20 protein-coding genes and 2 tRNA genes (1 of these 22 running past the window's edge) are annotated in these 21,008 nt (G+C 74.2%); 10 read left to right on the top strand and 12 right to left on the bottom strand.

The annotated features are described in order from the left end of the window. Positions 1-11 precede the first annotated feature (11 nt). On the top strand, positions 12-2,150 hold the full coding sequence (locus tag AB0N29_RS07975) for a hypothetical protein (RefSeq protein WP_364865631.1): 2,139 nt from the start codon (positions 12-14) through the stop codon (positions 2,148-2,150). A gap of 19 nt (positions 2,151-2,169) precedes the next feature. Here the strand turns inward: AB0N29_RS07975 and AB0N29_RS07970 are convergent, their stop codons facing one another. Together AB0N29_RS07970 and AB0N29_RS07965 are read right to left on the bottom strand one after the other, a co-directional pair. Continuing rightward, positions 2,170-3,030, bottom strand: a complete 861-nt coding sequence (locus AB0N29_RS07970; protein WP_364865629.1) for an aldo/keto reductase — start codon at positions 3,028-3,030, stop codon at positions 2,170-2,172. A 115-nt stretch (positions 3,031-3,145) separates the two neighbouring features. Further along, positions 3,146-3,229 (bottom strand) — tRNA-Leu (locus tag AB0N29_RS07965). A gap of 177 nt (positions 3,230-3,406) precedes the next feature. Here AB0N29_RS07965 and AB0N29_RS07960 point away from each other — a divergent pair. Genes AB0N29_RS07960 through pknB form a run of 7 tightly spaced genes read left to right on the top strand, consistent with a single transcriptional unit; the run spans position 3,407 to position 12,342 of the window. After that, positions 3,407-4,135 carry a DUF3662 and FHA domain-containing protein gene (locus AB0N29_RS07960; protein WP_364865627.1) on the top strand — a complete coding sequence of 243 codons (729 nt, stop codon included), beginning with the start codon at positions 3,407-3,409 and terminating at the stop codon, positions 4,133-4,135. Continuing rightward, positions 4,128-4,619 carry an FHA domain-containing protein gene (locus tag AB0N29_RS07955; protein WP_364865625.1) on the top strand — a complete coding sequence of 164 codons (492 nt, stop codon included), beginning with the start codon at positions 4,128-4,130 and terminating at the stop codon, positions 4,617-4,619. Before AB0N29_RS07960 ends, AB0N29_RS07955 begins: the two co-directional genes overlap by 8 nt. Then, positions 4,616-6,055 (top strand): protein phosphatase 2C domain-containing protein, encoded by a 1,440-nt coding sequence (locus AB0N29_RS07950; protein WP_364865623.1) that lies wholly within the window; start codon positions 4,616-4,618, stop codon positions 6,053-6,055. Before AB0N29_RS07955 ends, AB0N29_RS07950 begins: the two co-directional genes overlap by 4 nt. Continuing rightward, the gene (locus AB0N29_RS07945; RefSeq protein ID WP_302268870.1) at positions 6,055-7,455 is read left to right on the top strand and encodes an FtsW/RodA/SpoVE family cell cycle protein; all 1,401 of its coding nucleotides are present in this window, start codon (positions 6,055-6,057) and stop codon (positions 7,453-7,455) included. The genes AB0N29_RS07950 and AB0N29_RS07945 overlap by 1 nt, the downstream gene beginning before the upstream one ends. Beyond that, complete coding sequence (locus tag AB0N29_RS07940) at positions 7,452-8,924, top strand: penicillin-binding protein 2 (protein WP_302268868.1); 1,473 nt, start codon at positions 7,452-7,454, stop codon at positions 8,922-8,924. Before AB0N29_RS07945 ends, AB0N29_RS07940 begins: the two co-directional genes overlap by 4 nt. Further along, positions 8,921-10,561 (top strand): protein kinase, encoded by a 1,641-nt coding sequence (locus tag AB0N29_RS07935; protein WP_364865620.1) that lies wholly within the window; start codon positions 8,921-8,923, stop codon positions 10,559-10,561. Before AB0N29_RS07940 ends, AB0N29_RS07935 begins: the two co-directional genes overlap by 4 nt. Next, positions 10,558-12,342 carry a Stk1 family PASTA domain-containing Ser/Thr kinase gene (pknB, locus tag AB0N29_RS07930; protein ID WP_302268866.1) on the top strand — a complete coding sequence of 595 codons (1,785 nt, stop codon included), beginning with the start codon at positions 10,558-10,560 and terminating at the stop codon, positions 12,340-12,342. Before AB0N29_RS07935 ends, pknB begins: the two co-directional genes overlap by 4 nt. A gap of 16 nt (positions 12,343-12,358) precedes the next feature. Here pknB and AB0N29_RS07925 read toward each other — a convergent pair whose 3' ends face one another. Further along, positions 12,359-13,159 (bottom strand): DUF881 domain-containing protein, encoded by an 801-nt coding sequence (locus tag AB0N29_RS07925; protein ID WP_302268865.1) that lies wholly within the window; start codon positions 13,157-13,159, stop codon positions 12,359-12,361. A 70-nt stretch (positions 13,160-13,229) separates the two neighbouring features. On the opposite strand from AB0N29_RS07925, the gene AB0N29_RS07920 reads away from it, so the two are divergent. Then, the gene (locus AB0N29_RS07920; protein ID WP_364865617.1) at positions 13,230-13,682 is read left to right on the top strand and encodes a cell division protein CrgA; all 453 of its coding nucleotides are present in this window, start codon (positions 13,230-13,232) and stop codon (positions 13,680-13,682) included. A 117-nt stretch (positions 13,683-13,799) separates the two neighbouring features. On the opposite strand, the gene AB0N29_RS07915 is transcribed toward AB0N29_RS07920, so the two are convergent. From AB0N29_RS07915 to AB0N29_RS07905, 3 genes are all read right to left on the bottom strand, one after another. Further along, on the bottom strand, positions 13,800-14,159 hold the full coding sequence (locus AB0N29_RS07915) for an SAV_915 family protein (RefSeq protein WP_364865615.1): 360 nt from the start codon (positions 14,157-14,159) through the stop codon (positions 13,800-13,802). A 109-nt stretch (positions 14,160-14,268) separates the two neighbouring features. Further along, positions 14,269-15,078, bottom strand: coding sequence for a rhomboid family intramembrane serine protease (locus AB0N29_RS07910; protein WP_364865613.1), 810 nt, complete (start codon positions 15,076-15,078; stop codon positions 14,269-14,271). Positions 15,079-15,239: 161 nt separating this feature from the next. After that, a complete protein-coding gene (locus tag AB0N29_RS07905) occupies positions 15,240-15,746 on the bottom strand; it encodes a peptidylprolyl isomerase (RefSeq protein ID WP_302268860.1) in 507 nt (168 codons plus the stop codon). Positions 15,747-15,943: 197 nt separating this feature from the next. Here AB0N29_RS07905 and AB0N29_RS07900 point away from each other — a divergent pair, with 197 nt between their 5' ends. Next, the gene (locus AB0N29_RS07900) at positions 15,944-16,690 is read left to right on the top strand and encodes a hypothetical protein (protein WP_302268859.1); all 747 of its coding nucleotides are present in this window, start codon (positions 15,944-15,946) and stop codon (positions 16,688-16,690) included. Positions 16,691-16,740: 50 nt separating this feature from the next. On the opposite strand, the gene AB0N29_RS07895 is transcribed toward AB0N29_RS07900, so the two are convergent. The 6 genes from AB0N29_RS07895 to AB0N29_RS07870 all read right to left on the bottom strand — a co-directional run. Beyond that, positions 16,741-17,760 carry a 1-acyl-sn-glycerol-3-phosphate acyltransferase gene (locus AB0N29_RS07895; RefSeq protein ID WP_364865610.1) on the bottom strand — a complete coding sequence of 340 codons (1,020 nt, stop codon included), beginning with the start codon at positions 17,758-17,760 and terminating at the stop codon, positions 16,741-16,743. Then, the gene (locus AB0N29_RS07890; RefSeq protein WP_364865608.1) at positions 17,757-18,590 is read right to left on the bottom strand and encodes a patatin-like phospholipase family protein; all 834 of its coding nucleotides are present in this window, start codon (positions 18,588-18,590) and stop codon (positions 17,757-17,759) included. The genes AB0N29_RS07895 and AB0N29_RS07890 overlap by 4 nt, the downstream gene beginning before the upstream one ends. Before the next feature lie 19 nt (positions 18,591-18,609). Beyond that, positions 18,610-19,029, bottom strand: coding sequence for a DUF3817 domain-containing protein (locus tag AB0N29_RS07885; RefSeq protein WP_364865606.1), 420 nt, complete (start codon positions 19,027-19,029; stop codon positions 18,610-18,612). Continuing rightward, positions 19,026-19,778: an SURF1 family protein gene (locus AB0N29_RS07880; protein WP_364865604.1), complete on the bottom strand. Its 753-nt coding sequence runs from the start codon at positions 19,776-19,778 to the stop codon at positions 19,026-19,028. Before AB0N29_RS07880 ends, AB0N29_RS07885 begins: the two co-directional genes overlap by 4 nt. Positions 19,779-19,850: 72 nt before the next feature. Further along, complete coding sequence (locus tag AB0N29_RS07875; protein ID WP_302268853.1) at positions 19,851-20,780, bottom strand: hypothetical protein; 930 nt, start codon at positions 20,778-20,780, stop codon at positions 19,851-19,853. A gap of 211 nt (positions 20,781-20,991) precedes the next feature. Further along, positions 20,992-21,008 (bottom strand) — tRNA-Ala (locus AB0N29_RS07870) (it continues 156 nt past the right edge of the window).

Raw genomic sequence — 21,008 nt, 5'->3', positions numbered from 1 at the left:
ACACTGGCCCGGTGATCACCCGGCGGCGGCTGCGCACGCTCGCGGCGCTGGCCCTGCTGGTCGGCGCGCTGCTGGCCGTGCTGCCCGCCGTCGACGACGCCGCGGCCGGTCGCACCCACGGCGCACCGGTGCTGCTCGTCGGGCCGGAGGTGGTGGTGGGGCCGCTCGCGCGGGACGTGGACGCGCTGCCGGGGTCGCCCTTCGACGCCGAGCCCGAGGACGACCGGGCCACGGCCGAGGCGGCGCTGGCCGCCGGCGACGTGGTCGCCGTGCTGGTGCTCGACCTGCGCCGCACCCAGGACACCCTGCTGCTCCCCCGGTTGCGCACCGACGACCTCGACGCAGCGCTGGTCCGCGAGGCGCGGGCCGCCGAGGAGCGCCGGGGACGGACCCTCGCCGTCGAGCGCGTCGGGCCCGTCCGGGACGCGCCGGCGTACGACGCGCTCGGCCTGGCCGCCGTGGCGGCGGCGTTCGTGCTGGTGCTGGTCGTCTCGCTGGTGTGGGGACCGTTCGCCCGCACCCTGCCCCGCGGGCTCCTGCGCCTGGCCGCGCTGGGTGCGCTCGCCGCCGTCGTCCTCGGCACCGCGCAGCTGCTCCCCGGGGTGCCCGGCGCGGCGGCCCCGGAGGTCGGCGCCGCACTCGCGCTCGGCGTCCTCGCCGCCGGCTGCCTCACCCTGGCGCTCGAGGCGCTGGCCGGCCTCGCCGGCCTGCTGCTGGCCGCGGCCCTGCTGCTGGTCGTGCCGCTCCCGCTGCTCGTCGCCGAGGACCCGCTCCTGCTGGCGGACCCCTGGCCCGGGGTCACCCGGTGGACCCCGGCCGGCGCGGTCGCCGAGGCCGTGCGGGACAGCGCGGCGGGCGGTGGTGCGCAGCGCGAGCTGCTGCTCCTCGCCGTCGTGGCGGCCGTCGGGCTGCTCGTGCTCGCCCTGACCCGGTTCGACGGGGTGCGCACCAGCCCCGCGGTCCCGGCACGCGCCGATCGACCGGCCGACGACGTGCCCACGACGGGGCGCTGGCGCCTCCAGCTGCTCGCGGTGCTGGCCCTGCTCGCGGGCGGCGTCGTGCTGACGCTGGCCCTGCTGCCCGGGCCCGACGACGCCGAGGCCTACCCGAGCTTGGCCTCGGCCACCACGTGCGAGCCGACCGGGCCGGTGCGCACGGTGGCCGACCTGAACAGGGTCACCGAGCTGCGCGGGTCGCCGCAGTTCCAGGGCGGCGACGTCGGGGCCGAGGCGGCGCTGCAGGACGGCCGGCGGGTGTGGGTCTTCGGCGACACGCTGCGCGCCGGGGACGGGGGGCGGTCCTTCGTCCGCAACTCGATGCTGGTCGTCGAGCCGGGCTGCCTGCAGGTCGTGGTCCCGGCCGGAGGCGGCGCGGTGATCCCCGACCGCGACGGCCAGGTGGGCTACTGGCCCATGTCGGTCGTGGTCAGGGGGCGGCCGGGCTACGACCTGGTCACGGTCACCGCCCAGCGGGTGCGGTCCACCGACCGCACCGACGCGTTCGGGTTCGGGAACCTCGGCCCGGCCGTCGCGCTGTACGTCGTGCCGCGCGGCGAGACCCCGCAGCTGGTCTCCCGCGTCGACGTCGGCGAGGACTCCGCCGACCCGGCGCGGCCGATGTGGGGGGCGGCGACCGCGCTGGCCGACGGCTGGCTCCACCTCTACGGCACGGCCCGCCCCGAGGCCGATGCACCGACGGGGTTCTCGCTCCGCGTCGCGCGCGTCCGGCCCGACGACGTGCTGGAGACCGACCGGTGGCGCTACTGGGACGGCAGCGCCTGGGTGGCCGACTCCGGCGCGGCGGCCGAGCTGGTCCCGGCCGAGGGCGGCACGTCGCAGACGCTCAGCGTCTTCGAGCGCGACGGCCGGTGGTTCGCCTTCAGCAAGCGCGACGAGTTCCTCGGCTCCGACCTCGTCTTCTGGACCGCGCCGGCGCCGACCGGACCGTTCACCGCCCAGCCGCCGGTGGCCGACCTGCCCTCCGACAGCGCCGGCGGCGAGCTGCGGTACATGCCGCTGGCCCACCCCGACCTGCTGCCCGAGGCGGGGTCGGTGCTGGTGTCGTACAGCCGCAACAGCACCGACGTCGGGCGGGTGCTCGACGACCCGCTGCTCTACCGGCCGCGGTTCCTGCGCGTGCCGCTGCCCTGACCGGGCGCCCCCCGGCCGGTCAGACGGCGGCCTCGAGCGCGGCGTACTCCTCGTCGCTGAGCTCGATCGACGCGGCGGCCATGTTGTCCTCGAGGTGGGCGACCTTCGAGGTGCCCGGGATCGGCAGCATCGCCGGCGAGCGGCGCAGCAGCCACGCCAGGGCGAGCTGGGAGGCGGAGACGCCCTTCTCCTGGGCGATCGCGGTCAGCGGGCTGCCCGGGCCGGAGAGCTGGCCGGTGGCGAGCGGGAACCACGGGATGAAGCCGATGCCGTTCGTCTCGGAGTGGTCGAGCAGCGCCTCCGCGGAGCGGTTGGCCAGGTTGTAGAGGTTCTGGACGGTGGCGATGGTGGCGACCTCGGAGGCCTCCCGGAGCTGCTCGACGCTGACCTCGGACAACCCGATGTGGCGCACCTTGCCCTCCTCCTGCAGCTTCGCGAGCTCACCGACCTGGTCCGCGAGCGGGACCTCGGGGTCGATGCGGTGCAGCTGGAGCAGGTCGATCCGCTCCACGCCGAGGTTGCGCAGCGACAGCTCCGCCTGCTGGCGCAGGTACGCGGGGCGGCCGACCGGCGTCCACACGTCGGGGCCCTGCCGGGTCAGGCCGGCCTTGGTGGCGACGACGACGTCGTCGGCGTAGGGGTGCAGGGCCTTCTTGATCAGCTGCTCGGCCACGACCGGGCCGTAGGAGTCGGCGGTGTCGATGAGGTTGACGCCCAGCTCGACCGCGCGCCGCAGCACGCGCACCGCCTCGTCGGGGTCGTTCGGCTCGCCCCACACGCCCGGGCCGGTGAGCTGCATCGAGCCGTAGCCGAGGCGACGGACCTTCAGGTCGCCGCCGATGGTGAAGGTGCCGCTCTGCTCCGCGAGGTTGTTGGTCATGGGAGGCCCAACAACCGCGGGCCGCACGAATTCCAGCACGGCCGGGGACGTCGTGGACGAGGACGTGGACGACGAAGGCCCCGGGGCTACCCGGGGCCTTCGGTTGCTCGACGCGTGCGCGAGGGGGGAGTTGAACCCCCACGCCCTTTCGGGCACACGGACCTGAACCGTGCGCGTCTGCCTATTCCGCCACTCGCGCGTGTTGAAGCGGCCCAAGGTTAGCCCAGCGCGTGAGCAGCGACCAAACCGGGAACGGAGGGTGCGGGCCGCCGGTCCCCGACATGGTTACGATCGGTCGCGACCCGGCGGCCGACAGGGCCTGTCGGCCCTGCCCCGGCAGAGCAAGGCAGAGCGACGTGGAAGGAGGCGGCGGGACGTGGGCGGACTCTCCAAGCTCGAGCAGCGGTTGGAGCAGATAATCTCAGGAGCCTTCGCGAAGGCGTTCCGCTCGGCCGTCCAGCCGGTCGAGATCTCGGCTGCGCTGCAGCGCGAGGTCGACAACAACGCGCAGATCCTGTCGCGCGACCGCCGGCTGGTGCCCAACGACTTCCACGTGGAGCTCTCCGCTCCCGACCTGGACCGGCTCGCGCCGTACGACACCGCGATGGCCGGCGAGCTCGCCGAGCAGCTGCAGGAGCACGCCGACAGCCAGGGCTACGTCTTCCCCGGGCCGATCGCGATCGAGTTCGAGCCCGCCGAGGACCTCACGACCGGCCGGTTCCGCATCCGCAGCCGCGCGCAGGCCCGGGTGACCGGCAGCGCCACGCACACGCAGGTGCGCCGCGCGCGGGCGCTGCTCGAGGTCAACGGCACCACCCAGCCGCTGCACCCGCCGGGCGTCGTCGTGGGCCGCGGCACCGAGGCGGACGTCCGGATCAACGACCCCGGCGTCAGCCGGCGGCACGTGGAGTTCGGCGTGACCACCGAGCGGCGCGGCGGCGACGAGACCGTCCGGGTCGAGGTCCGCGACCTCGGCTCCACCAACGGGATGCTCGTGGACGGGCAGAAGATGGCCCGCGCCGCGCTGCACGACGGCGCCGAGGTGCGCATCGGCAACACCACGATGACGGTCCGCATCGTCGAGGAGGACGGCTGGGATGTCTGAGCTGACGCTGTTCCTCATCCGGGTCGCCTACCTGGCGATCCTCTGGATCTTCGTGCTCTCCGCGATCTCGGTCATCCGCTCCGACATGTTCGGCGCGCGCGTGCCCGAGGCCGCCCGAGGTGCCGCCGAGCCGCGCGGGCGCCGCGGCGGCGGACGCGCGCCGAAGGCCAAGCCGCCGAGCAAGCGGCGCGGCTCCCCCACCCACGTCATCGTCACCGAGGGCAGCAACGTCGGTGAGCGCGCCGAGCTCGACCAGGGCCCCGTGCTCATCGGCCGCGGCTCCGACGCCGCGATCCGCCTCGACGACGACTACGTCTCCACGCGGCACGCCCGGATCGCCGCGTCGGGCGACGAGTGGTTCGTCGAGGACCTCGGCTCCACCAACGGCACCTACATCGGCAGCGTCCGGATCACCCAGCCCACCACGGTCACGCTCGGCTCCCAGGTGCGGATCGGCAAGACCATCCTGGAGCTCCGCAAGTGAGCCTGCTCCTGCACTGGTCGGCGATCTCCGACGTGGGTCGGGTGCGCAAGGACAACCAGGACTCGGGGTACGCCGGCCCCTGGCTGCTCACCGTGTGCGACGGCGTCGGCGGCGCGGCCCGCGGCGACATCGCCTCCAGCACGGCGGTCGCCCAGCTGCGACGGCTCGACGAGCAGCCCACCGGCGAGCCCGACGACCTCCTCGGGCTGGTCTCCGGCGCCCTGCACCGCGCGCACGACCGGATCAACGACCTGGTCGACGAGGACCCCTCGATCAACGGCACCAGCACCACCGCCACGGTCGCGCTCTTCGACGGGCGCCGCATCGCCATGGGCCACGTCGGCGACAGCCGTGCCTACCTCTGGCGCGCGGGGCGGCTCTCCCAGCTCACCAAGGACCACACCTTCGTCCAGACCCTCATCGACGAGGGCCGGATCAGCGAGGCCGAGTCGCGGGTGCACCCGCACCGCAACCTGATCCTCAAGGCCCTCGGCGGACCCGGCGACGTCGAGCCGGACCTGTTCCTCGTCGAGCTCGAGGCCGGCGACCGCCTGCTGCTGTGCAGCGACGGCGCGAGCGGCGTCCTCGACGACGCCCGCCTCGGCGACATCGTGGGGACCGGCTCGCCCGACTACGCCGCCGTCGAGCTGGTCCGGGCCAGCCTCGAGGCCGGCAGCTCCGACAACGTCACCTGCATCGTCGCCGACGTCCTCACCGAGGAGCAGGCGTCCGCCGACGCCTCCTGGGCCGAGCTGGAGCCGATGCTCGTCGGTGCCGCCAGCGAGCTGCGCCGCAAGCCGTCGCGGGGCACCAAGCCGGGCTCGGGCGGCCTCTTCCGCGGCCACCGCTCGGGCGACACCGGGGAGCTCGAGCCGGTGCAGGCCGACATCCCCGACGACGTGCCGTTCGCGATCTCCTCCGACCCCCTCGACCCCGAGGCGGCCCGCTATGCCCCCCGGCCGCCGCGGCGGCTGGCCTGGCTGCGCCCGCTGTTCGGGATCCTCGTCCTCGGGGGGATCGTGTGGGTCGCGGCCGCCGTGGCGTGGTCGTGGAGCCAGGACCAGTACTTCGTCGGCGAGGAGGAGGGCGCGGTGGTCATCTACCGCGGCCTCAACACCGACCTGCCCGGCGTGCCGCTCAACGAGCCGTTCGAGACCACCGACGTCGAGCTGGACCGCCTCTCGGACTTCGACGCGGGCAAGGTCCGCGAGGGCATCGAGGTCGACGACCTCGACGACGCCCGCCGCGCCGTGGACAACCTGGCCGCCAAGCAGGCCCCGGTCGACGAGCCGGCCGACGACAGCACCGCGGCGAGCGGCGAGCCCACCGCCGGCGCCACGGACAGCCCCACCGGCGGGACCACCGGCGGGACCACGCCCGCGCCGCCCGGCCCCGCGTCCGGGTCCGGCCCGGGCTCGGCGACGGAGGAGCCCTGATGGCGGGCGCGCAGCAGGGCGCGATCATGGGCTTCGTCCACCGGCGCCGCCGGGGCGCCGAGCTGTTCCTGCTCGTCCTGGCCCTCGCGGTCGGCATCGGGGCGTACGCCGCCGTCGGCATCGGCGTCGAGGGCGAGGTCCCCGTCGACCTCCTCGGGTACGGCGGCTGGCTGGCCGGCCTGGTGGTGGCCGCCCACGTGGTGATCCGCTTCGTGGCGCCGTACGCCGACCCGGTGCTGCTGCCCGTGGTGGCCGCGCTCAACGGGCTCGGGCTCGCGGTGATCCACCGCCTGGACCTGGCCGCGGGCGACACGACGTTCGCCCGCCAGCAGCTGACCTGGATGACCCTCGGCGTCGTCCTCTTCATCGGCACCCTGATCGTCATCCGCGACCACCGCGTGCTGACCCGCTTCACCTACACCAGCGGGCTCGGCGCGATCGTGCTGCTGCTGCTGCCGCTGGTCCCCGGGATCGGCAAGACCATCAACGGCGCGCGGATCTGGATCGGCGTCGGGCCGTTCAGCTTCCAGCCCGGCGAGGTCGCCAAGGTGCTCCTGGTGGTCGCCTTCGCCGGTTACCTGGTGCTCCACCGCGACGCGCTGGCGCTGGCCGGCCGGCGGCTGGTCTTCGTCGACCTCCCCCGGGGCCGCGACCTGGGTCCGATCCTCGCGATGTGGCTGATCAGCCTCGGCATCCTGGTCTTCCAGCGCGACCTCGGCTCCAGCCTGCTCTTCTTCGGCCTCTTCCTGGTCATGCTCTACGTCGCCACCGAGCGTCCCGGCTGGCTGGTCGTCGGCTCGGCGATGTTCCTGGCCGGCGCGGTCGTCGCGTGGCGCCTCTTCGGCCACGTGCAGGACCGGGTCGACCTCTGGCTCGACCCCTTCGCCTACTACGGCGAGGGCACCAGCGACAACGGCCGCCAGATCGTCGAGTCGATGTTCGGCATGTCCTGGGGCGGCCTGCTCGGCCGCGGCTTCGGCGAGGGCAGCCCGTGGCGGATCTCCTACGCGGAGTCCGACTTCATCGTCGCCTCGATCGGCGAGGAGCTCGGCCTGACCGGCGTCATGGCCGTCCTGCTGATGTACGGCCTGATCGTGGAGCGCTCGCTGCGGGCCGCGCTGATCTCGCGCGACGCGTTCGGCAAGCTGGTCGCCACGGGGCTCGCGAGCGTCTTCGCGCTCCAGGTGTTCGTGGTCGTCGGAGGCGTCACCCGGCTGATCCCGCTCACCGGCCTGACCACCCCGTTCCTCTCCTACGGCGGCTCCTCGCTGGTCGCGAACTGGGTGATCATCGCGCTCGTGATCCGCGTCTCCGACCTCGCCCGTCGGCCGGTCCCGACCGCGGACACCGACGACGACGACGCCGCCGCCGAGACCACCCAGGTGGTACGCCTGTCATGACGATGAACAAGCCGATCCGCACCATCTCGATCTTCTGCCTGCTGCTCTTCCTGGCGCTGATGGTCAACGCGACCTACCTGCAGTACCAGGCGGCCGGCGACCTCAACGACGACCCGCGCAACCGGCGGGTGATCGACGCGGCGTTCTCCCGCGAGCGGGGCGCGATCCTCGTCGGCCGCGACTCGGTGGCGGTCAGCGAGCGCTCGGGCGACCGGTTCGAGTTCCAGCGGACCTACCCCCAGCCGTTCAAGTACGCCCCGCTGACCGGCTACTTCTCCTACCAGTACGGCGCCAGCGGCATCGAGCGCTCGGAGAACGACGTGCTCTCCGGGGAGGACTCCCGGCTGTTCGTGACCAAGCTGGTCGACCTGGTCAGCAACGACAACAGCGAGGGCGGGAACGTCCAGCTGACGATCGACCCGGCCGCCCAGGACGCGGCGTACGAGGGCCTGACCAGGCTGGGGGCCGGCACCCGCGGCTCGGTCGTCGCCCTGCAGCCGAGCAGCGGCAAGGTGCTCGCGATGGTCTCGCTGCCGACCTACGACCCCAACAACCTCGCGTCCCACGACTTCAGCGAGGTCACCGACGCCTGGGACCGGCTCCAGGAGGACCCCGCCCAGCCGCTGCTGAACCGGGCGATCCAGACCACGCTGCCCCCCGGCTCGACGTTCAAGGTGGTCACCGCGGCCGCGGCGATCGACGCGGGGCTCTACACCGCCGACGACCTGGTGCCGGGCGGCGCGACGTACCAGCTGCCGCTGACGAGCGGCGAGACCGGCCTGATCGACAACGAGGGCCGCCCCTGCGGCACGAGCCGGATCCCGTTCACCCAGGCGATGGAGCAGTCCTGCAACACCAGCTTCGCCGCGATCGCCGGTGAGGTCGGTGCGGAGAAGATGCGGGAGACCGCCGAGGGCTTCGGCTTCAACAGCGACTACCTCCAGGACCTCCGCCCGCAGGCCGAGTCGGTCTACCCCGAGGACCCGAACGCCGCGGAGCTCGGCCAGACCGGCATCGGTCAGTTCGACGTCCGCGCGACCCCGCTGCAGATGGCGATGGTCGTCGCGGGCATCGCCAACGGCGGCGTCGTGATGCGGCCCTACGTCGTCGACGAGGTGCAGTCGGCCGACTACGAGGTCCTCGACAAGACCGAGCCCAGCGAGCTGTCCCGGGCCGTCAAGCCGCAGACCGCCGACGAGGTCACCGAGCTGATGGTGGCCACGGTCGAGCAGGGCACCGCCTCCCCGGCGCAGATCCAGGGCGTCGAGGTCGCCGGCAAGACCGGCACCGCGCAGAGCGGCGACCCCGACCGGCCGCCGTACGCCTGGTTCGTGTCCTTCGCCCCCGACGAGGACGTCGCGGTCGCGGTGGTCATCGAGAACGCCGACATCTCCCGCTCCGAGATCGCCGGCGGCGCGCTCGGCGGCCCGATCGCCAAGGCCGTCATGGAGGCGGTGATCCGCCAGTGAGCGACCCGACCGTGACCTTCGGGGCCCCGGGCGCCCCCGGCGACCGCTACGCCGACGACGCCCACCGCTACCGCCTCGACGGCCGGATCGCCACCGGCGGCATGGGCGAGGTGTGGCGGGCCACCGACACCACCCTGGGCCGCGAGGTCGCGGTCAAGCTGCTCAAGAGCGAGTACGCCGACGACGCGACGTTCCGCTCCCGCTTCGAGACCGAGGCGCGCCACGCCGCCTCGCTGCACCACCCGGGCGTCGCGGCCGTCTACGACTTCGGGGAGGCCGCGGCCACCGACGGGTCCGGCGTCCCCCGTCCGTACCTCGTCATGGAGCTGGTCGACGGGCAGCCGCTGTCGGCCCTCCTCCGCGAGGGCGAGCCGCTCGACCCGGACGCCGTGCGCCAGCTGCTCGGGCAGGTCGCCGACGCCGTCGCGGCCGCCCACGCCGCCGGCATCGTGCACCGCGACATCAAGCCGGCCAACCTGCTGGTCACCCCGGACCGCACGGTCAAGATCACCGACTTCGGCATCGCGCGCGCCGCCGACGGGATCGGGATGACCCAGACCGGCCAGGTGATGGGCACCCCGCAGTACCTCTCGCCGGAGCAGGCCCGCGGCAACCCCGCGACACCGGCCTCCGACGTGTACGCGCTCGGCGTCGTCGCCTTCGAGATGCTCGCCGGCCGGCGTCCCTTCCAGGCCGACTCCCCGGTCGCCACCGCGCTGGCCCACCTCAACGACCCGGTCCCGGACCTGCCCGACTCGGTGCCGGCCGACCTGGCCGCGGTGGTGCGCCGCGCGCTCGCCAAGGACCCCGCCGAGCGGTACGCCGACGCCTCCGCGCTCGCGGCCGCGCTGCGCGACCCCTCCACCGAGCTCCTGGCCCCGCCGCCGGCCTCGGCCGCGGAGCAGACCCAGCTCCTCGCGCCGACCGTCGTCGCGACGCCCCCGTCCGAGGCGACCGCCGTCGTGCCCCCGCTGCCGGCCGCTGCCGCCACGGGCACGACCGGCGCCGTCGCCGCCGACGAGACGGCCGAGGACGCCGACCGCCGCCGGACCGGCCTGGTGATCGGCCTGCTCGTCGCGGTCCTCGTGATCGCCGGAATCGTCGCCGCCATCGCGCTGGCCGGGCGGGACGGCGACGACGACCCGACCGACCGGCCGACCGCCTCCGCCGGCACCATCACCATCGACGAGGACAACTACCTCGGGCGCCCGGTCGGCGACGTGCGCCGCGAGCTGACGCGCGCCGGCCTGCGGGTGACCACCGACGAGGTCGCCAACCCCGGGGGCGAGACGCCCGGCACGGTGACGTCCGTCGACCCCTCGGGCCGCCTCGACGAGGGCGAGCGCGTCGTCGTCCAGTTCTGGGGCGAGGAGCCGGTCGTCGAGCCGACCCCGGAGCCCACCACGGAGGCGCCGACCCCCGAGCCCACGCCGGAGGAGCCGTCGGCCGAGCCGACCACCCAGGCCCCGACGCCCACCCCGACCCCGACCCCGACGCAGGAACCCACCCAGGAGCCGACCACGTCCACCCCGCCGTCCCCCACGGCCCCGGCACCCACCACCCAGGCGTCGCCGGCGCAGGCGTCCCCCGCGCAGGCGACCGGCATGTCCGCCCCGACGGCCGGGAGCACGCCGTGACCGGCCCCGTCGTCGGCGGGCGCTACGAGCTCGGCGAGCTGCTCGGCCGTGGCGGCATGGCCGAGGTGCGCAAGGGCACCGACACGCGGCTGGGTCGGGTGGTCGCGGTCAAGCGGCTGCGCACCGACCTCGCCAGCGACGCGACGTTCCAGGCCCGGTTCCGCCGCGAGGCGCAGTCCTCGGCCTCGCTGAACCACCCCGCGATCGTCGCGGTCTACGACACCGGCGAGGAGCTGGCCACCGACGGCAGCGGTGTCGCCCAGCCCTACATCGTCATGGAGTACGTCGCCGGGCGGACGCTGCGCGACATCCTCCGCGAGGGCCGCAAGATCCTCCCCGAGCGCGCGCTGGAGATCACCAGCGGCGTGCTGTCGGCGCTGGACTACAGCCACCGCGCCGGGATCATCCACCGCGACATCAAGCCCGGCAACGTGATGCTCACGCCGTCGGGCGACGTCAAGGTGATGGACTTCGGCATCGCCCGGGCGATCAGCGACGCGTCCTCGACGATGACCCAGACCGCCGCCGTGGTCGGCACCGCGCAGTACCTCTCCCCCGAGCAGGCGCGCGGCGAGACCGTCGACTCACGCTCCGACGTCTACTCCGCCGGCTGCCTGCTCTACGAGCTGCTGACCGGCCGTCCGCCGTTCGTGGGCGACAGCCCGGTCGCGGTGGCCTACCAGCACGTCCGCGAGCCCGCCCGCCCGCCGTCGGACCACGACCAGGACCTCCCGCCCGAGGTCGACGCGATCGTGATGAAGGCGCTCGCCAAGCGCGTCGAGGACCGCTACCAGTCCGCCGCCGCGATGCGCAGCGACATCGAGCGCTACCTCGCCGGCCGCCCCGTCCAGGCGACGGTCCCGCCGCCGACCGCGGCGGTGCCGGTCACCCACGTCGCGCCGGCGCCGATGCCCACCTCGGCCACGACCAGCACGGCCGCCCGCCCGCCGCTGCCACCGGCGGGCGACGACCGGCCGGGACGGCGTACCGGCCTGATCGCGTTCCTCGTCGTGCTCGCCCTCGTGCTCGTGGCCGCCGGCGTCTTCGCGGCCGGCCGGCTCTTCGAGTCGCCTCCCGAGCAGGTCCAGGTGCCGAACCTGATCCGCCTCACCGACGACCAGGCCCGCGCGGAGATCCGCGAGGCCGGGCTCAGCGTCGGGAACGTGTCCTTCGCCGAGGACGAGGCGGTGCCCGCCGGCAAGGTCTCCGAGCAGGAGCCGAACCGCGACCAGTACGTCGACCCCGGCACCGCCGTCGACCTCGTCGTCTCCCTCGGGGAGCCGAAGGTGACCGTGCCGTCGGTCGTCGGTCTCAGCCGAGCCGACGCCGCGGCCCAGCTGCGCTCGGCCGGGCTGCGCACCGCCCAGGAGGAGACCTCCTCCGACGAGCCGGCCGGGCAGGTCATCGCCCAGGCCCCGGCCGCCGGGCAGGAGGTCGCCGACGGGGCGACGGTCACCATCTCCTACTCCGACGGTCCCGAGGAGGTGCCCGACGTCGTCGGTCGCCGCCAGCGGGAGGCCGAGCGGCTGATCGGCGAGGCTGGGTTCCGCACCTCGGTCGTCCGCAGCTCCGACACCACCGAGCCGGCGGGCACCGTGATCCAGCAGAGCCCGCAGGCCGGCGAGACGCTGCCGGAGGGCTCGACGATCACCATCGTCGTCTCCACGTTCGAGCCGGAGGAGGAGCCCAGCGACACCCCGTCGCCCAGCGAGACGCCGGACCCCAGCGGCCTCCCGACCGACCTGCCGCCCGCGGTGCCCTCCCGCGACGGCCGCGGCTGAGCCCAGTCGACCAGGCTCAGTCGATCGGCTCGGCGTAGGACATGGCCAGCACGCCCTCGTACGCCGGCGCCTCGACGTCGTCCTCGACCTCGAGGTCCCAGCCGACGGTGTCGCGGGCGACCGCGTCGAGGTAGGCCGCGACGTAGGAGTCGGCCCCGACCGAGGACTGCAGGCTGGTCGGGTCGCCGACCGCCTCGATGACGTAGGGCTGGGGGTAGGGCACGCCGTGCAGGGTGACGGCGTTGCCCTCGCACTTGATGCCGGTGGTGGTGATGATCCGCTGGCCCGCGATCGTCACGGCCGTCGCGCCGCCGCGCCACAGCGCGTTGACGACCGCCTGGATGTCCTGCTGGTGGACGACGTACTCGTTGACGTCCGCGGCCTCCGGCTGGGCCTCGACCACCTCGCGGGGAGCGTCCGAGAGCGTGATCCGCACCCCGCTCCCCCGCTGCGGCTCCAGCCCGGCCGGGTCGCGCAGCTGGTCGGCCCGCTGGCGCAGCTTCGTGACGCCCGCGTCGGAGACCGACCCGGCGAGCCGGTCGACCTCGTCGTCGAGCTCGGTGGCGCGCTCGCGGAGCGCGTCGTACTGGTCGGCCTCGGCCTCCACCAGCGACGCGAGGTCGGTGTAGCGCCCCGGCCGCAGGTCGGTGCCCTCGCTGTTCTCGGCGCTCGCCACGAACAGCACGCCGCTCAGGACGACCATCACGGGCGTGCCGATCCGCCAGCCGAGGGCGGCGCGACCGCGCGGGCGCCGCAGCAGGCCGCTCCAGCGGCGCGGCGGGCGGTCTTCAGGCCGCGCGTGGGATCCGGACGTCACGCCGACTAAGGTATCCCGCGTCCCGCGGCGCCCGGTCGCGGACGGACCGGCGAGACCACCAGGAGAGACCGTGGCCAAGCAGAAGACCGAGCGCGACCCCCTCGCCCCCGTGCGGGGACCGATCGCATCGGTGCGGTTCGTCCTGGCCCTGGTGCTCATGGTGGTGGGCATCGCCTGGATGGCGTACTACTACGCCGCTGTCCGCCCCGACGGCTCCGGTGAGGCCGGCAGCCCGGCGTTCATGGCCGACCTCGGCGACTGGAACTACCTGGTCGGCTTCGGCCTGCTCTTCCTCGGGCTGATCGTCGCCGCCCACCCCTCCACGCCGCTCGGCCGCGGTCGCGGCGTCGTGGTCGGCATGCTCGGGTGCTTCCTCGTCGGCCTGCTGTGGATCTGCACCTTCTACGTCTTCAGCGACGACCTCAGCAGTCTCTGGGTCTTCAACGACCTCGGCCAGCTGAACCTGGTCGTCGGCATCGGGTTCATGGCGGTGGGGTTCACCTACGCCACGCGCTGGGAGTGACCTCCCCTCGGCACCGCCGAGCACGCACCACCCCGACCGCCGGTCGGCCTCCGGGCCGGCCGGCGGTCGGCATCTCCGGCGCGACTTCTCCACAGCGGTGGACAAGCCTGTGCAGAACTACACGCATGTAGTTCTGCACAGGGTCCTCCACACCTGTGGACGAGAACGGCCCGGACGGGCCCGGTGCGCGGGCGGGTCAGCACCACCCGCGGTGAACACGTCAAGACGCTCCGGGTCGACCTGGAGCGCGTCGATCGCGACATCGGCCAGCAGCGCCCGCAGCACGGGCTCGGCGAGCGTGACCGGCTGCTGCCCGGGCGTCATGGCCCGGTCCCAGGCCTCCACGGAGGTGAACGCCACCGCGGTCCGCGTGCCGTCGGGCCGTCGGGCCGTCGGTAGGTCCGCACGCAGGCTGCGCCCGATGTCGTCGACGCGCACCGGGACCCGGAGGACACCTCGCCCTGTCGTTCGTTCCACGCACCGAGCGTGCCGACCCGTCCTCCGGCGCGGGAGGGGGTGGGGCATCAAGAAGTGGTCGGAACCCGCCAGGTCGGCGTCAAGGCGGCCCGCCGACGACCGGCAGCGCTCAGGACAGGACGAGCACGCGGGCGAGGATCGCGCCGAGGACGAGCAGCGCGACCAGCACCAGCCCGGCGACCTGGACCGGCGTGCGTCGCGGTCCCCGCGGGGCGTAGACCAGCAGCGCGGTCACCGCGGCACCGCCGAGGAACCCGCCGAGGTGGCCCTGCCAGGAGATGCCCGGGACCGCGAAGGTGATCACGACGTTGACCACGATCAGCGCGACCAGCTGGCGCACGTCGCCACCGACCCGCCGCGCCATGATCAGCAGCGCCGCGAAGAGCCCATAGATCGCGCCGGAGGCACCGAGGGTGGCCTGGAACTCCGGTGCCGCCCACATCACCACCGCGGACCCGGCGAGCAGGGAGAGGAAGTACAGCGCCAGGAAGCGGGCACGGCCCAGCGCGAGCTCGAGCTGGGGCCCGAGGACGTACAGCGCGAACATGTTGAACGCGATGTGGAGCACCGTGACGTGGGTGAACCCCGAGGTGAGCACCTGCCACACCGCACCGTCGGCCACGCCGGGCAGCCAGGTGCCGCCGCCCGTGCAGGCCGCCTCCGGCACGTTGTAGCCGCCGTCGCCGAGCAGGCACAGCCCGCTGGGCCGCATGGCCAGCAGGTCGACCAGCCGGCTGGCCGCACCCCCGGTGACGAGGATCGCGATCCACACCGCCACGTTGACGGCGATGAGGACGCCGGAGGTGATCGCGGCGTTGGTGGGCCGCAACCCGCCGTACGCCGTGCGGCCGCTGCGCGTCGTGCGCGCGCCCTCGGCGACGCAGTCGGGGCACTGGAAGCCGACGGCGGCGTCACGCATGCAGTCCGGACAGATCGGACGGCCGCAGCGCTGGCAGCGGATGTGCGACTCCCGGTCGGGGTGCCGGTAGCAGACGGGCACCCCGGCCGGGGGGATCGGCTGGGTGGGCTGGCTCAACGAGGTCTCAGCGAGGGCTCAGCACGCGTTCCGGGAGGACCGCGTCAGCGCAGCTCGACGGTCTCGATGACCACCGGCTCGACCGGACGGTCACCCGGGCCGGTCTTGGTCGTCGCGATCGCGTCGACCACGTCGCGCGAGGCCTGGTCGGCGACCTCGCCGAAGATGGTGTGCTTGAAGTTCAGCCACGGCGTCGCGCCGACGGTGATGAAGAACTGCGAGCCGTTGGTGCCCGGGCCGGCGTTCGCCATCGCGAGCAGGTAGGGCTTGTCGAAGGTGAGCTCCGGGTGCGGCTCGTCCTTGAAGGTGAAGCCCGGGCCGCCGGTGCCGGTGCCGAGCGGGTCGCCGCCCTGGATCATGAAGCCGTCGATCACGCGGTGGAAGATCAGGCCGTCGTAGAACGGTCCGCTCCTGCCGTTCCCGGAGTCGTAGGACTTCTCACCCGAGGCGAGCCCGGTGAAGTTCGCGACGGTCTCGGGGGCGTGGTTCGGGAAGAGGTTCAGGACGATGTCGCCCCGGTTCGTCTTCAGTACGGCCTGCTGGTCAGCCATGGGTGTCCTTCGCGTGTGAACGGGCTGGTTCGACGCGCCGCGCGTTCCGATCGCGACGCGAGTGGGTACTGCACGACGTACGGCGGCGATGCGCCGCACCCGTCGATCCTCGCACGTGGCGCCAACCGGTCTCCCGGGTGGCCCGGCCGCGCGGTGCGTGATCGAATGGCAGTGACCGAACGAGAGGAAGTGACGCGATGCGTCTGCGCAAGAAGAAGTCCCTCCTCGATCAGGCCTCGGACTACGTCGACACCGTGCGCCCCCAGGTGGAGGCCGCCGTCGCCCAGGCCCGGGAGGCGGTCGAGGAGTTCGTCGAGACCACCGCACGACCCGCTCTCGCCGACGCGAAGGTGAAGGCCGGCCCCGCGCTGGCCGATGCCAAGGTGAAGGCGGCCAGCAGCCTGGCCGACGCACGCGAGAAGGCCGCTCCGGTCATCGCCGACGCGCGCGAGAAGGCCGGCCCCGCGCTGGCCGACGCCAAAGCCAAGGCCGCCCCGCTGGTCGCCGCGGGTGCCGCGGCAGCCGGTGAGAAGGCCGCTGCGGCCAGGACGGCCGCGGAGGCCCGGATCGCGACGATCAAGGGCGAGCCGCCGAAGAAGAAGGGCGGTGCGCTCAAGAAGCTGCTCCTCCTCGGAGGCCTCGCCGGCGTCGTCGCGGTCGTGGCCAAGCGCCTGCAGGGCGGGGGCACCAGCGACAACTGGCAGTCCTCCTACGTCCCGAGCCCGCCGCCCAGCGCCGGCACGACGACGCCGAGCACCACGACGACCCCGGCCGCGCCCGTCGGTGACGCCACCGCGGCGACGCCGCTGGCCGACGAGGTCGCCCAGGACATCGGCGGTGCCTCGCCCGACGAGGCCATCGCCGACGCCGCCGAGGCGCCGCACGCGGTGACCACGCCGGACGACCCGGCCGAGGTCACCGACGTGGACGGCGACCGGAAGTGACCGCCTCCGTCGCCTGCTGACCGCCGGCGGCGGTCAGCAGGAGCGGCAGCTCAACGGGACCGGCCGGGGGGAAGATCCTCCGGCCGGTTCTCTGCCACCCAGGCGTCGATGGTCTCCCACCAGCCGTAGAGCCAGTCGATCCGCGCGTCCCGGTCGGTCGGGATCTCCGCCCGCGGGACCTGCCACCACCGCATGGTGAGCCGCTTGTCCATCGGCAGCGCGCGCCAGATGTCGGCGACCCCGGTGAGGTGGTCGAGCCCGGTGTGGGCCACCAGCACGACGTCGGCCTCGGGAGCGGCGTCCAGCGCCGCGAGCAGCCCGCCGGGCTTGGGCGCCAGCACGTGCGTCATCCGCTCGGCGCGGTCGGCCATCGCCTGCAGCCCCAGCCGGCGCAGCCGCTCGATCGCCCGGGTCCGGCGCTGCGGGGTGAAGTTGCCCCCCTCGGGGAAGATCACGAACGCGTCGTTCTCGTCCAGGCCGGTCGCGAGCGCGGCGATCTGCTTGTCCACGTCCTCCCCCGGACGCCCGGGGGTGATGAACCGCGCCGGGATGCGGTTCAGGAGCACGTCGATCGCGGGGTCCCAGGCCAGGGTGTCCTTGAGGACGACGCGCGGCTCCCGGCCGTACCAGTGCATCAGCGCGTGGACGAGGGTGAAGGAGTCCCCCGGGCCGGCGTGGCGGCAGCACACGACGATCGGCACGCCGGGGTGCGCGTCGGGCGCGGGGCCGTCGGTGGTGATCGTCAGCCGGAGCACCCGCCGCGCCTCGCGGAAGAAGATCCACATGACCCCCTGGACGAGGTCGTAGTGGATGCCCTCCCAGTACGGCGTGCGGATCCGCCGCCCGAAGCCGCTGGCGAGCCACATGCCGAGCAGCACCACGAGCAGGAGCGCCTCGATCGTGAGGTAGAGGACCGCGACCCAGGCCAGGCGGACCACCCGCAGCCGGCCCGGCACCACCGGCGAGACCAGCGCCGCACCCAGGAGCCACAGCGGCAGGGTGAACCACAGCAGCACGGCCGACGCCACGACCGCCGGCGCGAGCACCAGGCGGCGGAGGGCCCAGGTCACGGGCCCAGCTCGCGGTCGAGGTAGTCCACGCACGCGTCGTACGTGCGGTCGATCCGCTCCTGGACGCTGCGGAAGTCGGTCGCCGCGCGCCAGGTGTCGTCCCGCGCCGAGGTGCCGCGGGCGGGGAGGACGTACGCCCGCACGCCGTCGGGGAGCTCCTCGAGCTCCCGGTGGAACCGGTGCCGCCGGGCGATCTCGAACGACACGCGGGCGACCTCCCACGGCCGACGCGGCACCTGCAGCGGCCGGTCGACCCGGCCGACCTGCAGCACGAAGACCCGGTCGGCCCCGAGCCGCACCGCGCGCGCCAGCGGGATCGAGTTGACGATGCCCCCGTCCAGGTAGTGCTCGTCACCGACCTTGGCGGGCGGCAGGAGGCCGGGCACCGCCGCGCTGGCCATCACCGCGTCGACGACCCGGCCCGAGTCGAACCAGTGCTCGGCCGCCCGCTCGATGCTCGCCGCGCACACCTGGAAGCGCACCGGCAGCTCCTCGAAGGTGAGGTCGCCGAGCTCGTCGAGCAGGCGCTGCTTCAACGGGCGGGAGGACCACAGGTGGGTTCCGGTGGAGACCGCACGGCGGACCGTGCGCAGCGGCCGGTCGCCGTACACCTCGCGCGGGGCCTGGCTCGCGTCGTCCCACAGCCGCGTCATCCGGTCGATGACGGCGAGGGTGGGCTCGCGGGCGACCAGCGCGCCGTTGAGCGCGCCGATGCTCGTGCCCAGCACCAGGTCGGGCGTGATGTCCCGCTCGAGCAGCGCCCGGAGCATGCCGACCTCGACGGCGCCGAGGACCCCACCGCCGCCGAGGACGAACGCCGTGGTGGTCATCGGTTACCGGGCGCGCCGCTCAGCCGTGGACCGGCTCGCCGAGCTGGGCGCGGACCCGCTCGGTGGCGCGGTGCTCGGCCCAGAAGCTGAGCACCGGGATCGTCCCGCACACCAGCGTGACGAGGGTGAACCGGAGGTCCCAGCCGGCCCGGCGGGCGAGCAGGAAGGCCATCACCAGGAAGATCATGTAGAGCCAGCCGTGGGCGACCCCGAGGTAGCCGGTGATCGCCTCGCCGAGCTCCTGGGCGCCGGACCCGGTGGCGAACAGGTCCGGGGTGCTGCCGAAGACCCCCCACATGCCCGTGCCGTCGAAGTTGGCCAGCGGCACGCCGACCAGGCACAGCACGATGAGCAGCACGCCGACGACGGTGGCCATGAAGCGGTAGCGGGTCAGGGCGCTGCTCAGGCCGGGGTCGGTGCGCTCGTCGTCGTCGATCACGGCCTCGACGGTACCGCCTCGTCGGCGGTCTCCTCGGTCCGCCCGACGGCCGTGGCCAGGTCCCGTGACCAGCGCCACCAGATGAAGGCGGCGAAGGCGCCGAAGACGAACCACTGGATCCCGTAGAGGAAGTTCTTCAGCCCGGTGAACGCCGAGGCGCCGGGCAGCTGCTCGAGCTCGGCCGGCGCGAGGCCGTCGAGCGGCTCGGTGGCGATCCCGAACGCGCCGTACAGGTCCTGGTCGACGTACTGCACCAGGTCGGCGACCCGGATCTGCGGGAGCACGTCGTCGCTGCGGTCGGGGTCGACGGCGGTGGTGCCCTCGGTGGGCTGGAGCCACGCGGTGAGCGTGACCGGTCCGGGCGCCGGGGGCGGGGCCTGCGCCTCCGCGCTCCAGCCGCGGACGACGTACATCGCGGCGCCGCCGCCCCCGTCGACCTCGACCGGCGTGACGACCCAGTAGCCGTCGCGGCCCTCGTGCTGGCGACCCTCGATGAACACGGTGCTCTCCGGCACCCAGGTGCCGCTGAGCTCGACGGGGTGGCCGACCTCCTCGCCCGGGAAGGGGTCGTCCGGGCCGATCAGGTCCTCCAGCGGCTCGGGCGCCACGCCGGTGAGGTCGCGCGCCTCGAGGTCCCGCTGCGCCTGCCACGCCTCGAGCTGCCAGACGCCCAGCCAGCAGGCCAGGAGGACCAGCACGACCGCGAGGAGGTGACCGCCCCAGTAGCGGGGGGCGAGGGCGACGGGCACCCCTCCAGGGTACGGCGTGACCGGGGTCGCCCGGCGGGTGCAAGCGGTGCGACGGTCCGCGCGGCCGGGCCCTCAGCCCGCGCAGGCGGCGACCGGCACCGTGCGCCGGCGGACCAGGTCGGCGGCGACGACGGGGTCGGTCAGCTGGTACCCGATCCGGCCGGTCGAGGGGTCGGCCACGCCGTCCCGGAAGCCGTCGGTGAACGAGGCGCCCCGGGCCGGCCAGGTCTCCCCCAGCCGCAGGCGGTCGAAGGCGTCCGACCGGAGCTCGCCCAGCCGCGCGGTGGCCAGCCCGCCCTGCAGCGCGACCGACCACGCCGCCAGCTCGTCCAGCCCGCCGGTGTCGACCCCCGCCGGCGGCTCGACGCAGCCGCGCTCGACGTACGTCGCCTCCGCGGGGAACCCCACCACCGAGGCGACCTCCGGGTCCGCGGCCCACGAGTCCGACCCGTCGGCGCTCGCGCCCCGCACGACGAGGCTGTCCTGGGCCCGGACCTCCGCGCCGGCCAGCGGGCCGACCCCGTCGGCGACCGCCCGCTGGACGGCGGCCATGTCGAGGCCGAGCCGGAAGGAAAGCACCCAGCCGGGCCCGTCCGGTCCGTCGAACCGCGCCTCCCAGAGCACGTCGTCCTGGGTGAAGCCGTAGTCGCGCGAGAGCCGGGCGTCGACCGGGCGCAGGAGGCCGGGGGTCAGCAGCGGCGCCTGCCGCTCCGCCCGGGACCAGAACGCGGCCCGCTGGGCCGGCGAGGACTGCCCGCTGAGGTCGGGGAGGCCGAGCTGGAGCCGGACCCGGTCGAGGTCGGTCACCGACAGCGAGGTCGCGCTCGCGGGCACGAGCGGCAGCACGGCGGCGGAGGCCTCCTCGCGCACGTCGTACTCCGGCGCGGGGGTCCGGCTCGTCGGCGCCGGTGCGGGGGCCGGGTCGGAGGAGTCCCCCGAGCACGCGCCCAGCGAGGAGGCGAGCAGCACGGCGGCCATGCCGAGGCCGAGCCTGCTGATCATGTGGAGCCTAGGGGACTCGAACCGCTGACCCCCTGCTTGCCACGTCTGTCGAGGGGAGCCGCTGCCAATTGCGCCCACCCCTCCCTCCGTGACGTCGACTTCGGTGTGGAGCCTAGGGGACTCGAACCCCTAACCCCCTGCTTGCCACGTCTGTCGAGGGGAGCCGCTGCCAATTGCGCCCACCCCTCCCTCCGTGACGTCGACTTCGGTGTGGAGCCTAGGGGACTC

The sequence above is a fragment of the Nocardioides sp. NPDC092400 genome (assembly GCF_040684155.1).
Taxonomy (GTDB): Bacteria; Actinomycetota; Actinomycetes; order Propionibacteriales; family Nocardioidaceae; genus Nocardioides.
The sequence above is the reverse complement of the archived record's forward strand: the minus strand, read 5'-3'. Positions and strand labels throughout refer to the sequence as shown.

What these genes read in the sequence shown, in the direction of transcription:
- AB0N29_RS07940 (WP_302268868.1), top strand. Translation starts at nt 7,452, where the DNA reads ATGACGATGAACAAGCCGATCCGCACCATCTCGATCTTCTGCCTGCTG.
- AB0N29_RS07955 (WP_364865625.1), top strand. Translation starts at nt 4,128, where the DNA reads ATGTCTGAGCTGACGCTGTTCCTCATCCGGGTCGCCTACCTGGCGATC.
- AB0N29_RS07945 (WP_302268870.1), top strand. Translation starts at nt 6,055, where the DNA reads ATGGCGGGCGCGCAGCAGGGCGCGATCATGGGCTTCGTCCACCGGCGC.
- AB0N29_RS07875 (WP_302268853.1), bottom strand. Translation starts at nt 20,780, where the DNA reads ATGATCAGCAGGCTCGGCCTCGGCATGGCCGCCGTGCTGCTCGCCTCC.
- AB0N29_RS07970 (WP_364865629.1), bottom strand. Translation starts at nt 3,030, where the DNA reads ATGACCAACAACCTCGCGGAGCAGAGCGGCACCTTCACCATCGGCGGC.
- AB0N29_RS07890 (WP_364865608.1), bottom strand. Translation starts at nt 18,590, where the DNA reads ATGACCACCACGGCGTTCGTCCTCGGCGGCGGTGGGGTCCTCGGCGCC.
- AB0N29_RS07900 (WP_302268859.1), top strand. Translation starts at nt 15,944, where the DNA reads ATGCGTCTGCGCAAGAAGAAGTCCCTCCTCGATCAGGCCTCGGACTAC.
- AB0N29_RS07910 (WP_364865613.1), bottom strand. Translation starts at nt 15,078, where the DNA reads ATGCGTGACGCCGCCGTCGGCTTCCAGTGCCCCGACTGCGTCGCCGAG.
- AB0N29_RS07905 (WP_302268860.1), bottom strand. Translation starts at nt 15,746, where the DNA reads ATGGCTGACCAGCAGGCCGTACTGAAGACGAACCGGGGCGACATCGTC.